The 12,228-nt window shown below is 55.4% G+C and carries 10 protein-coding genes and 1 tRNA gene; 4 read left to right on the top strand and 7 right to left on the bottom strand.

The window, feature by feature from the left end; translation table 11 throughout:
* Positions 1–174 precede the first annotated feature (174 nt).
* The 4 genes from RC85_RS22545 to RC85_RS22560 form a co-directional block, all read right to left on the bottom strand.
* Positions 175–1,344 (bottom strand): peroxiredoxin family protein, encoded by a 1,170-nt coding sequence (locus RC85_RS22545; RefSeq protein ID WP_068267003.1) that lies wholly within the window; start codon positions 1,342–1,344, stop codon positions 175–177.
* Positions 1,345–1,512: 168 nt separating this feature from the next.
* Positions 1,513–2,256 carry a hypothetical protein gene (locus RC85_RS22550; RefSeq protein WP_068267004.1) on the bottom strand — a complete coding sequence of 248 codons (744 nt, stop codon included), beginning with the start codon at positions 2,254–2,256 and terminating at the stop codon, positions 1,513–1,515.
* Entirely contained in the window at positions 2,253–3,224 is a 972-nt protein-coding gene (fhcD, locus tag RC85_RS22555) for a formylmethanofuran--tetrahydromethanopterin N-formyltransferase (RefSeq protein ID WP_068267005.1), read from the bottom strand. The genes RC85_RS22550 and fhcD overlap by 4 nt, the downstream gene beginning before the upstream one ends.
* Complete coding sequence (locus tag RC85_RS22560; protein ID WP_068267006.1) at positions 3,221–4,876, bottom strand: formylmethanofuran dehydrogenase subunit A; 1,656 nt, start codon at positions 4,874–4,876, stop codon at positions 3,221–3,223. Before RC85_RS22560 ends, fhcD begins: the two co-directional genes overlap by 4 nt.
* 632 nt (positions 4,877–5,508) lie before the next feature.
* Here RC85_RS22560 and panB point away from each other — a divergent pair.
* The 3 genes from panB to carA all read left to right on the top strand — a co-directional run bounded on the left by panB (position 5,509) and on the right by carA (position 8,455).
* Entirely contained in the window at positions 5,509–6,351 is an 843-nt protein-coding gene (panB, locus tag RC85_RS22565) for a 3-methyl-2-oxobutanoate hydroxymethyltransferase (protein ID WP_084422946.1), read from the top strand.
* 125 nt (positions 6,352–6,476) lie between these two features.
* Positions 6,477–7,172 (top strand): 6-phosphogluconolactonase, encoded by a 696-nt coding sequence (gene pgl, locus RC85_RS22570; RefSeq protein ID WP_068267007.1) that lies wholly within the window; start codon positions 6,477–6,479, stop codon positions 7,170–7,172.
* 149 nt (positions 7,173–7,321) lie between these two features.
* Positions 7,322–8,455, top strand: a complete 1,134-nt coding sequence (gene carA, locus RC85_RS22575) for a glutamine-hydrolyzing carbamoyl-phosphate synthase small subunit (protein WP_068267008.1) — start codon at positions 7,322–7,324, stop codon at positions 8,453–8,455.
* A gap of 192 nt (positions 8,456–8,647) precedes the next feature.
* Here carA and RC85_RS22580 read toward each other — a convergent pair whose 3' ends face one another.
* The 3 genes from RC85_RS22580 to nadA all read right to left on the bottom strand — a co-directional run bounded on the left by RC85_RS22580 (position 8,648) and on the right by nadA (position 11,554).
* Positions 8,648–9,148, bottom strand: coding sequence for a DUF4112 domain-containing protein (locus tag RC85_RS22580; protein WP_068267009.1), 501 nt, complete (start codon positions 9,146–9,148; stop codon positions 8,648–8,650).
* 27 nt (positions 9,149–9,175) lie between these two features.
* Positions 9,176–9,802 carry a 5-formyltetrahydrofolate cyclo-ligase gene (locus tag RC85_RS22585; protein ID WP_068267010.1) on the bottom strand — a complete coding sequence of 209 codons (627 nt, stop codon included), beginning with the start codon at positions 9,800–9,802 and terminating at the stop codon, positions 9,176–9,178.
* Between the two features lie 594 nt (positions 9,803–10,396).
* Positions 10,397–11,554, bottom strand: coding sequence for a quinolinate synthase NadA (gene nadA / locus RC85_RS22595; protein WP_068267012.1), 1,158 nt, complete (start codon positions 11,552–11,554; stop codon positions 10,397–10,399).
* 273 nt (positions 11,555–11,827) lie between these two features.
* Here nadA and RC85_RS22600 point away from each other — a divergent pair.
* Positions 11,828–11,901 (top strand) — tRNA-His (locus RC85_RS22600).
* Positions 11,902–12,228 lie beyond the last annotated feature (327 nt).

Raw genomic sequence — 12,228 nt, forward strand, 5'->3', positions numbered from 1 at the left:
TCCGGGGCAAGCCCGGCGGAAGCACTCAACGTCGCGGTGAGAATGAAACCTGCGCAAACGAGAACTGATGCAATCCCAAAGATTTAGCGGTCCAGGCGATGCCCACGCGGTTAAACAATTTAGAAACTCTTCACGGCGCGGGGCATCGCCCACGCGGTTAAACGGCATTGGCGACTACTCGGTTCCGATGCCGGCTTTCTTGCGTAGCTCTTTCAGGTAAGGCTGCATACGTTTTTGCTGGCGTGGATCTGAAAGTTTGATCGCTGTTTCCTGCGAAGCTGCGGCTTTCTTGAAGTCGCCTGTTACATCGAACAGGTTCGCGAGCGTGTTGTGATAATAGGGTAACGCTTCCTTGGTGGCATCTTCAGGTCCGATAGCCTGGATCACTGCGATCGCTTGTTTCCCCAACGGACCAAGTTCGCCGCCCATCTCGCTGACGCCACACAGTTCATTGCCCAACTGCAAGATGCCCGACAAGTTTTTCTCTGCAAGCATCATCTTAAATTGAAGCCCGAAGTACTCTTTTGTTTCGGAATCCACCGTTCCCGAAACGAGCTTCAACATGTGCTTGACGCTATCCCAATAACCGCTTTGTTGCTGATCAGGTGCGTCTTTGACACGATCGGCCGCGAAAGCGATGGCTTCTTTGTACTTTCCCGTCTCCTGAAGGCGGGCGAGCGTTTCAAGATTCTTTTTCAGCGTTTCCGCCGCCTTGTTTTCCTCGGCGACCTTTTTCTTGTACGCGGCTAAGTCCCAACTTCCATCAACGATTTTTTCCAACGGTTCCTCCATATCGAACGGGCTGCCGATCCATTCAATGTCACCTTTTTTACCAACAACGAACGCTGTGGGGATAAAGTTAATTCCGGCCGCCGCCATGTAATCCTGGAACGTGGACGTGTCGGGATCCGAGACCAGTGAATAGGCCGATGTGACTTCGCCAAACGTTTTCCCAGGCTCGCTGCTGGGTAACTTCAGCATGGCTTTGATCGGAGCTGGTTCTTCAGGCGAAATGCCAATGATGCGAACGTTTTGTTTGCGATACCTGTTTTGCAGTTCGGCCAGCTTCGGCATTCCTGCACGACATGCGCCGCAATTGGTTTCCCAAAACTCAATCACATAAACGCTGCCATCTTTGAACTTGGTCACCGGCTTGAAATAACCGTTGCCGTCCTGCAACCAGTGCTCAATATCCAACTGGGGTGCTTTGTCGCCAACCGTCAATTCTTGATCAGCCACGGCGACACTTTCGGCAGCAACAGCATCGCCCGAACCAGGAACATTAAGGCAAAGTAACGTGGCGAAAGCGATAAACGCGATCGATAGGAATGAGCGTTGAGTCATGAATTCAAATGTGAAAGCGGTGAATGCTTCGTGAGCACGGATGGGTGGAAAGCTAAGAACGCAGTTTAGGCAGCGGCCATCGGTTTGCCTAGCGATTCTTAGCTTTAGAATCGCGATCAATGTGATCTCCCCGCCAAACTGGAACCCAACGAAAGAGAGCTCGATTCCTCAGCCCGTCCACAGAATCTCGCCGACTCCGCCCGCTGCCGCATCGCCTCGGCTAGTTACGCAATTCCCCGCTGCCATCTCCGCGAGCATCCGATCTAACTTTTGATCGCCAACCGGTTCGATTAGCCGAATCCAGCGTCCAGAGCCGGGAATGGGGCCAGAGAACCGATTTGCAGCAAGCACAGGCTGCGTTGCCAGCAGCAATGAACCGCGACGCATGCCGTAGCCGACGTGGTTGGCAGCCTTTCCGGCAGCGTTTCCGGCGACGTTTCCGGCAACGTTTCCGGCGACGCAGATGGTGCCCGCGATCATGTGAGCGGCCAAGAAATCACCAGCGTCTTGGGCGATGAATATCTCGCCACGCCGCATTCGGTATCCGGCTTGTTTGCCTGCGTTGCCCCGCACCAGAACTCGGCCGCCCGACATTCCGGCTCGGCAACCTTCCATCGCTCCGCCCAAATAGTCGCCAACGTTCCCATCAATTTCGATGGTGCCGCTGTGATGGTTCGCGGCTAGATGGTGAAAGTTTGATAGGTCGCCTCGCAGGACCATTGATCGGCTAACCGAGGATCCAACGGCAACATCGAACAATTCTCCGATGCAATCCTCAGTTTCGCTATCGAGCGATAACTTGCTGATTTCCAGTTCCGACTTACCGATGATTCTGGAAAGGCATAATCCTGAACCGTCGATCGAATTTCCACCGACATTTTCTCTAAGCGTTAGCGTGACGCAGTGCTTCACGACATCACCTCATGTAAGTGAAAATGATGCCGCCCTAATTTGCCACCGTAATTCCCAGCCGTCACGCGAAGCAAACCGCTTTCGCCTGCTGCCTGACAAGCCGCCGAGATGCCGATCTTCATCGCGTGTGCAATCGGTTGCGCCGACAATCCGTCAATCACAATCTCCATCGCGCAGTTTTCGCCTGCGTGCAACTTCGTCGGAACAAGTTCGCGAAGCACTGGACAATAGGCTTCGTTGGTTGACGCAAACATACCAGCGTACTTCGACCCAACCTTGGACCCGCTTCTTGCTGTCCCGCCAGGAAACGGAGTAATCATGCCGGGCAAATTTCTCATCGCATCAACGGCGGCGCGACAGGCGACGGACACCGCGTCAATGTCGCGACCGAGCAAGATGAAATTGCCGCCTCCCACACCAGAGACCCTGGCGACATCGTGTTGGCAAATGAATTCCCCGTCCATGACTGGGATTCGCCAGTAGCGGGCGTCGCCATCGCGAGTGTTGACGACTTTGCTGATTTGATGGCCGTCGCCAAAGTAACGCAGCGACTTGCCCATCGGAATTCGTTTCGCAGACGCCTTCGCTTCGGCATTTGAATCATCGGCCGACTCGTGTGATCCGGCAAAAACGGCGGTCGTCGGGCAGGTCAGAACGCATTGCCCAAGCCGAAGCGGAATTTGCTTTTCCAATTCGCTGCCCGAAACCGCAAACGCTAACACGGAAACGCCCGGTCGTCCGTCGGGCGTTTGCTCGGGTGCAAGATTCTGCTCGACCGCGATCTCAATGCCACAACCGACCACGCTGGTGCCGAAACCCGTCATCGACATGGCGGCTTGATCCACCCAGTAGCGATCGTGCCCCGTGATGATGATTCGCGTCGCCTTCATGTCGAAAGCCTCCGCGAACTCGGCCTCAATTTTGACACCGTTGATCCGCAAATCAGTGCTGTTGCCTCGGCTGTTCATCGCTGTCTTTCCTTGATGTCAGTCGCAACCACTTCGCTGCCCAGCACGTTTCGCATTTCATCATCACTGATCCATAACCGCTGCATCGCAAAAGTGGATCGAGATTCGTAACGGCTTTCCAATTTTTGAACCGACGTTGGATCGAAGGAAACGTTCGCTGCCAAGGTTGATGAAGGAATCGGGTTATCCGGGATCGTGCTGCCGGTTGGATCTCGCACGACGTTACCGCCCTTGATCACGTAATCGGGAGTAGCAAACATCGCGTCCAGGTTTTTGCCATCGGGATAGATCACCACGTCCGCGATCGCACCGTGGCTGAGGTGCCCGCGATCGGAAAGCCCCAGGATTTTGGCCGGCGCGGAACGAGTCATCGTGGCGATCTCACTGAGCGAATACTCGCGATCGATTCCGCCCAACGAACAACTCGATTGAGCTTCCGAGTTGATTTCGGCTAACGCGGTTTCGCGGAAGGATCGATCACCCAGCAAACGAATCAGGTGCGGGTACGATGTAAACGGAGCTCCGTTGGGGTGATCGGTCGTCAAGAAGACTCGTGACGGATCGTCGATCATCAGGAACAATTCCAAGCCGATCGCCCACTGCAATGAATGCACAAATTGACGCTTGCGATACCGAAACGGAACTACGCCGCAACCGGCTTCGCATTCGACATCGACCAACACCGACTTGCGAGGCTTGGCGTGGCGGAAATGGTCGTGCTGGTGCATCGTATCGGCACTGATCGTGACCGTTTGGCCAAACATAATTTGCCCAACATCGATCGTCACGTTGGGATGCCTGCGAATCGCATCGGCAAGCTGTGCTGCGCCGGATACCATCGCCGATTCGTGATCTTGGTCGCCTTTGGCGTAGCAATGAAACTGCGCATGAGTCAAATGGATGGGCAAACCGTTGGCGGCTCGGATCGTGGCCAGCGTGGTGTCGATATTGCCCGGCACACCAAGATTGCTGCAATGCACATGAAGCGGGTGGACCAATCCGATCTCGGAAACGCTACGGCACAGCACTTCGATCACCTTCGCCGCCGTGCATCCGTACTTTGGATGCGGTGTATCGAGGTCAAAATTTCTAACGCCGTATTTGAACGCACTGATGCCACCCGGGTTGACCACTTTGACCGCGATGCTGCGAGTCGCCCGCACCATCCACGCGACGTAGTCGTTGATCAATTCGGGTGGCTGATTGCTGCCGATCATTTCCAGCAAGACTTCGTCGTTTCCAAGCAGGCAATAGCCGCCGGTATCGATGCCGGTGACGGCGGCCATTTCCGCATGAGCCGACCGAGCGTTGCAAGGAATCACGGCGGGCTCGAAGCAAGTCGTGTAGCCCATGTTCAAATACAGATCGGCCGTCTGACTGGCCGTCGGCAAGAACTTATCGACCGACCGATGGTCCGCCATCAACATGCGAGCCAACGAAACTTTGCCGCCGCCGATGTGCGTGTGCAGATCAATGCCGCCGGCCATCACAACGCAACCCGATGCATCGATCACTTTTTCAGGAACAAACGATTCTGCCGAACCATCCACAATCCGGTCACCAGCGATCGCTACATCGGCCAACTGGTCGATGCCGGAATCGGGATCGACGACGCGGCCACCGGTAATGAGAATGTTTTTCAAAGCAGACATACTTTCTGCGGTGCGGAATTTTGGGCGATTGTCACGCAGTCTAACATCGCACGGCAAGTCAGATAAAGTGAGCCGCGACGCGTAAGCGGCCGGGCCTTCCCACATTGCCGGTAACATCAAGGCCTCTCGCCTAAAGTGAGCCGCGACGCGTAAGCGGCCGGGCCTACCCGCATTGCCGGTAACACCACGGCCTGTCGCCTAAAGTGAGCCGCGACGCGTAAGCGGCCGGGCCTTCCGCATTGCCGGTAACATCAAGGCCTGTCAGATAAAGTGAGCCGCGACGCGTAAGCGGCCGGGCCTTCCGCATTGCCGGTAACATCAAGGCCTCTCGCCTAAAGTGAGCCGCGACGCGTAAGCGGCCGGGCCTTCCCACATTGCCGGTAACACCACGGCCTGTCGCCTAAAGTGAGCCGCGACGCGTAAGCGGCCGGGCCTTCCACATTGCCGGTAACATCAAGGCCTCTCGCCTAAAGTGAGCCGCGACGCGTAAGCGGCCGGGCCTACCACATTGCCCGAGGCCTTACGGCCAGCGGTTCACCATTGCCGTTGAATCCAGAAATCCCGGCCGCTTACGCGATCACGGCTCACTTCATCTGCTGGTTGAAATGCTAGGTTTGAGTTAGAACATTGGCATGGCAAAAAACAACTCACCAGGTTCTCAATCGGACCCAAAATCGAACTCCAAACCGCCGCCCCGTGTGACGACTCGGCGTTTGCAAAAAATGCGAGACGACGGCAAACGCATCTCGATGCTGACCGCTTACGACTTCCCAACGGCTGAAGTGTTGGACGAAGCTGGGATCGACATTTTGCTGGTCGGCGATTCGTTGGGCATGGTCGTGCAAGGCCGCGAAACGACGCTGTCGGTCACGATGGATCAGATTCTCTACCACGCCGAAATGGTCGCTCGTGCTGCCAAGCGGTCGATGGTGTTGGTGGACCTGCCCTTTCCCGAAGGTCAGCTTGAAATTAGTCGCAGCGTCCAATCGAGTGCTCGCGTGTTGCAGGAAACCACCGCACACGCAGTCAAGCTGGAAGGCGGTGCCGAGCAAGCCAAACGTATCGCGGCGATCGTGACGGCCGGCGTTCCCGTGATGGCTCATGTTGGACTGCGGCCGCAAAACATTCACGTCGATGGCGGCTACCGAGTTCAACGTGACCTTGAAACGCTGTTGGCCGATGCAAAGGCCGCCGAAGATGCCGGTGCGTTTGCGGTTTTGGTCGAATGCGTGCCAAGTGAAATCGGACAAGCGATCACCGACGCCGTTTCGGTTCCCACGATTGGCATCGGCGCGGGGCCACATACGACCGGGCAAGTCTTGGTGACGCATGACATGATCGGATTCAATTCGGGTTACCTGCCCAAGTTCGTGCGGCAATGGGGCGACGTTCGTCAAGCGATTCACTCCGCCGCAACTCAATACGCACATTCCATCGAAGACGCCAGTTTCCCCGGTGAAGACGAAAGTTTTTAGGAACGTGCGACTTTTCATAGTCGCCTTTCGCTCCGCGAAAGCTGTGAATTCGCTACTTTCGCGGAGCGAAAGGCGACACTGACTTCCCGCTCGTTCCTTAGCCAACCGAGTTTTTCAAAGTACCCATGAATTCATTTCCGACTGTTTCAGATTTACAAGATTCCGTGGTCAACGATTTCTGCGATCTCGTGACGCGAATTTTGTCCACCAAAGATACGTTTAGCGTTTCGTTATCAGGCGGTTCGACGCCCAAACGGATCTACGAAATGTTGGCCGACCGCGATTTGCCTTGGTCGCAAATTCATTTTTTCTGGGGCGATGAACGCAACGTTCCACATGACCACGACGACAGCAACGCAAAAATGGTCTCGACGGCACTGCTGGATCGGATTTCAATTCCACCGGCGAACGTCCACCGTGTGCCCGTCGATGTTGATAATCCGGCGTCCGCGGCCAAGGCTTACGAGACAACGTTGCGAGAACATTTTGCCGGTCAAGCTTTTCCCGCGTGGGATTTGAATTTGCTGGGGATGGGCGACGACGCGCACACGGCATCACTCTTTCCAGGCACGTCGGCGATCGACCAGACGGACCGCTGGTACGTCGAAAACTGGGTCGAAAAACTCGATACGTTTCGCTACACGCTGACCGCTCCGGCGATCAACTCGGCCAGCCAAAAGTGGTTCATGGTGTCGGGCGAAAACAAGCGAGCCGCTTTGGCCAGCGTCTCGTCAGACCAGATCGCCCCGAGCGAATATCCGTCTCAATTGATCACCAACCCCAAATGGTACGTCACCGCCGACGCCATGCCGCAGGCCTGATCTGGATCGCCGGTGCGGAATCGCCGGTGCCGAATCGACTTTGATTGGGCGAATCCAATGCCTCGCATTTTCCTCCGCTTTTGATATTCTTCCACTGAACCTCAAGCGTCACAGACGCGTTCCTCTTTCCCCCCATCCAATTGCAATCCATGGCCACCGCGAAACTTGCTCTTGAAGACGGCACGATCTACACCGGCAACTCGTTCGGGGCCGAAGGTGAAGTGGACGGCGAAGTCGTTTTCAACACCTCGATGACCGGCTACCAGGAAATCCTGACCGATCCCAGTTATCGCGGCCAAATCGTCACGATGACCTACCCCGAAATCGGGAACTACGGCGTCAATTCGATCGACATTGAACACGAAAAACCGTCGCTGTCAGGGTTCATCGTCCGCGAAGTCAGCCGCGTGCATAGCAACTATCGCTCCGAAGGCGACATCAGCAGCTACTTGAAACAGCACAACATCTTGGCGATCGCGGGAATCGACACCCGATCGCTGGTCCGCCGAATTCGCAGTGAAGGTGCGATGCGTGGCGTGATTTCGACCACCGATTTATCGGACGAAAGCTTGATCGCCAAAGCCAAGGCAGCGCCCGGTTTGGTCGGTCGCGATTTGGTCCGCGAAGTGATGTCGAAACAGAACGTGTCCTGGGACCAGAAGCTTGACGAGTGGACCGAAACTCAAATCGGTTCAGCGATCGGCAGCGGCTCGGGAACTCATGTGGTGTGCATGGACTTTGGAATGAAGTGGAACATTCCTCGCCACTTTGCTTCCCGTGGCAACGCCGTCACCGTCGTGCCCGGCGACGCTTCGGCCGACGACATCCTGCGACTGGAAGCCGATGGAGTGTTCTTGTCCAACGGCCCCGGTGATCCAGAACCATTGGACTACGCTCACAAAACGATCGCTCAACTGATCGGCAAGACGCCCGTGTTTGGAATCTGCTTGGGCCACCAATTGTTGTCACTCGCGTGTGGTGCGAAGACCTTCAAGTTGAAGTTTGGACACCGCGGGGCGAACCAACCGGTGATTGATTTGACGACCGGCAAAGTCGAAATCACGACTCAGAATCACGGGTTCGCGGTCGAAGAGTCATCGCTGCCCGACGAACTTGAAATCACTCACCGAAACCTCAACGACGACACCATCGCCGGCGTTCGTCATCGGTCGGAATCAGCCTTCGGTGTTCAGCATCACCCCGAAGCAGCCGCCGGCCCGCACGACAGCAGCTACCTGTTCGAGCGTTTTCAAGAAGCGATGAAAGCCGCGTCGGTGTCGTAGTTTTTGTAGCGAAGCGATGTTCCGGCAATGCCCAACACGCATCACTCCCAACGCCGGTAAGGGTTCTTCAATCGTTTAACCGCGTGGGCATCGCCCCGCGCGTCGCGTAGCCGGAACGCGCGGGGCGATGCCCACGCGGTTAAACGAGCGAACACGTGTTTTGCCAGACCCAAAACTCTTGACGGCGTTGCATCACGTCCCCGATACCAAACCACCGATCCACGAAAAGAGCTTCATAAACATCCACGCGGTTGCGGCCAGGATCACGACGATTGACGCGATCACCGCCAACAAGATCGGCCACACGCTGCCTTTGTGTTTGTCTTCTTCGTAGTGCTCCCGCATCAGGTTTAGGTTGCGGTAGTTGGCTTTGTAAAACAGATCGAACACGTTCCCCAAGACTGGAACGGTTCCAACGATCGAATCGAGCAACACGTTACCTAACATCTTGGCGACCAACTTTCCGGACGCTCCGTTCTTTGCCATCGTTGCGATCAGCATTCCAGAAAGCCCCAAACTGATCGCATCGCCGATCCCAGGAATCAGTCCAAGCAGAAAGTCGAGCCCGAATCGAATTTTGGTTCCGGGAATTCGTAATTTGGTATCGAGCGTGCTCGTGAATCGATCGACCCACTGCATTTCGCGGGACGATTGATTGGCGATCTTGTTTTCGGAATTGGGCGAATCAGTCATCAATCGTTTTCCTTCGTGGGATCACTTTCATTTTCTTTTGGATTGTCGGCGGCCTCGACCTTGATAGACGTTTTCTTCCGTGACGACTCGGTCCATGTAGATGTCGTGATCCTGCATCGGCAACTTGTCAAAAATTTGGCACTGCATGGCTAAGCCAACCAGCATCGTTTCCGGTTTGGCGTTGGACAGCAACTTATCGTAGTACCCTTTGCCATGCCCGAGTCGTTCGCCATCGATACCAAACGCAACTCCGGGGACCACAATCAAGTCGATGTCGGCAACCCGTGGCCGTCGATCAGCGATCTGCCGCAGCGACACCTTCGGCTCCAGGATCCCATACTCGCCAGGTTCGACGTCCCGCATTGACCGCAGCAAAAACAGTTCCAGTTCGCCATCGACGCAGTACGGCACCACGACAATTTTTCCGCCATCGAGCCCCGCCTGAATCGCGGCCCGAGTCGGCACCTCGTCACGAACATCGATGTACCACATCACGCACTTCGCCGATTGGTATTCGGGCAAAGCCAACAACCGATTTGCTATCTGTGATTCTAAGACCTGGGACTCCGAAGCGATCTCAATCTTTGCAGCCTTACGAGCGGCACGAGCCGCTTTGCGAAGGGCGGTCTTTTGGTCAGCGAGCGATTCATCCATTTTTGCTAGCCTAATGGCTGATATCCAAGCGGGAAAGTCGCCCGGATGACCGACAAAACCACACCACCCCATCGGGTGGCCTTAATCCGGGTTGTCTTGAAAGAATTACAAGTTATTTAAGATGCAAAAAAAGAGCGTCAGCGTCTAACTTGCTTCCGATAAACGCTTTACTGCAAAGGAGCGTTGGGACCGCGAACTAAATTGGGAGATCTGGCGTTGACCGATTTCCTCAACCACGTACTCTAACAGGACGACCTGAAGAAAGACCTCAGCGGGGCCACAAAAGTGGTCTGCTTGGGTCATCGAACGACCAATATTTGTCTCCGCGAGTTCGCCATCGCGTGAGGGGAACGCGGTCAGCTTGCGGCCACGGGCTGACATCGTCGAGAAAGAAATTCGTGCAAACGAACAACTGCCTCCATCGACCTCTCACGGGCCGGGCATAGGAATGCCCGGCCGCGAACGCTCGCCGGAGAGACAAGACTATCGGCGGTTTCTCATAGTCGCCTTTCGCTCCGCGAAAGTGGCGTGTCCGCTGCTTTCGCGGAGCGAAAGGCGACTATAGAAAGTCTCACGCTCCTTTACTGCCAGGATTCACTTGACGGCCAGCATTCGTTCTAGCGCGATCAGGCTCCACTTGGTCGTCTCTGGGTCAACTTCTATTTTGTTGACGACGGCCCCGTCGCGAAGATTTTCCAGCACCCAGCAAAGGTGTGGCAAGTCGATCCGGTACATCGTTGCACACATGCACACGACCGGGCTAAGGAAATGAATCTCCTGTTCGGGATGCTCGGCCTTCAAACGATTCACCAGATGCAATTCAGTTCCGATCGCCCACTTGGAACCCGCCGGGCTTTCCTGAACCGTCTTTAAGATCTTGCCAGTGCTTCCGGAAACGTCCGCCAAGTCATTGACTTCACGAGGGCATTCGGGGTGGACCAGAATCTTGATCCCAGGATGCTGCTCGCGAAACTGATGCACGTGTTCGGCGCGGAACATTTGGTGAACGCTGCAATGTCCTTTCCACAAAATCACCTTGCTGGCAGTCAACTGTTCTTCTGTGTTACCGCCCAGATCCAGGTCGTACGGATCCCAAACCGGCATTTGCTCTTCGGTGATGTCCATCTTCAGCGCGGTGTTTCGCCCCAAGTGCTGATCGGGGAAAAAGAAAACTCGGTCACCCCGCTCGAACGCCCAGTCCAACACCGCGCCCGCATTGCTGCTGGTGCAAACGATCCCGCCGTGACGACCGCAGAACGCCTTCAATGCAGCGGAACTGTTGATGTAGGTGACCGGAATCACTCGCTCGGTATCGATGACTTCCGCCATGTCGGCCCAAGCTGCTTCGACTTGAGCGATTGCGGCCATGTCGGCCATCGAACATCCCGCTGCCATGTCGGGCAGGATCACGGTCGTCCGCCGACCATCACGCTCGGCAAGTTTTTCTGGGCGGTTCGCCAAGATGTCGGCAGTTTCCGCCATAAAGTGAACGCCGCAGAACACAATCGTTTCGCAAGTCTTACTCGCAGCCGCATTCTCGCTAAGCAAATAGCTGTCGCCCCGCAGGTCGGTCTGTTCGATCACCTCGTCCTGCTGGTAATGATGCCCCAGGATCAACAGCTTGTCACCCAATTGTTCCCGCACCGCAGAGATTCGAGCATTTAGTTCATCGTTTTCAAGCGTCTTGTAGGGTGCGAGTTCGTGGATCGCCGTGGGATTAGCCGTCAGCGGAACAAGATTATCAGTAGCCAAGTCAAAATCCTTACAGGTCAGTCAAAACGAAAACACGACTCTTTTCTGCTTCAGCCACATGATTGGTTCCAACCGTAGCTGGGCCCGCCAGGGTTCAGTCCATCCAAACTGAACCCTGGCGGGATCAGCTACGGGAAAACGCTAACCAAAAATTGAGCCACCGCGGGCCTACAGTGTACCATCACAAAGGAATTGACCGAACCGGTTCACGAATTCTGGTCGCTCAGACCGTTGACCACGCCGGTCTGGGCCGATAAATTACGACTCGACACGGTGGCTATAGCTCAGTTGGTTAGAGCATCGGATTGTGATTCCGAGGGTCGGGGGTTCAAGTCCCCTTAGCCACCCTGATTCTTTGCCTGATTGACCGATCCCGCGAAGCTTGTGCACGTCAACTCGCCGCAGATCATTCATGCCAAGTAGCCTGACGGTTGCTTTTCCTTCGGCGGTCAATTTCGTAGGCCGGAACATCTCAAACGAATCGGCAACGATTTCGTTGGTGAACTCGAAACCCGCGGGAAGTCGAACAAATCAATGCAAATTGTCGTTGATCGATCCGCGATCATAACGCTGGTGAATAGTCCCGGAGGGCCGGAAGCTCTCTGCCGGGGATGTAAATCCCCGGATGGCAGCGTTATCTCTCACCAATTCTCTGGCTCGGTTTCGCGGCTACG

Source organism: Rubripirellula obstinata (genome assembly GCF_001642955.1).
Classification (GTDB): domain Bacteria; phylum Planctomycetota; class Planctomycetia; order Pirellulales; family Pirellulaceae; genus Rubripirellula; species Rubripirellula obstinata.

Excerpts from the sequence above, each read along its gene's own strand:
- RC85_RS22545 (WP_068267003.1), bottom strand. The coding sequence starts at position 1,344 with ATGACTCAACGCTCATTCCTATCGATCGCGTTTATCGCTTTCGCCACG.
- fhcD (WP_068267005.1), bottom strand. The coding sequence starts at position 3,224 with ATGAACAGCCGAGGCAACAGCACTGATTTGCGGATCAACGGTGTCAAA.
- RC85_RS22560 (WP_068267006.1), bottom strand. The coding sequence starts at position 4,876 with ATGTCTGCTTTGAAAAACATTCTCATTACCGGTGGCCGCGTCGTCGAT.
- panB (WP_084422946.1), top strand. The coding sequence starts at position 5,509 with ATGGCAAAAAACAACTCACCAGGTTCTCAATCGGACCCAAAATCGAAC.
- pgl (WP_068267007.1), top strand. The coding sequence starts at position 6,477 with ATGAATTCATTTCCGACTGTTTCAGATTTACAAGATTCCGTGGTCAAC.
- carA (WP_068267008.1), top strand. The coding sequence starts at position 7,322 with ATGGCCACCGCGAAACTTGCTCTTGAAGACGGCACGATCTACACCGGC.
- RC85_RS22580 (WP_068267009.1), bottom strand. The coding sequence starts at position 9,148 with ATGACTGATTCGCCCAATTCCGAAAACAAGATCGCCAATCAATCGTCC.
- RC85_RS22585 (WP_068267010.1), bottom strand. The coding sequence starts at position 9,802 with ATGGATGAATCGCTCGCTGACCAAAAGACCGCCCTTCGCAAAGCGGCT.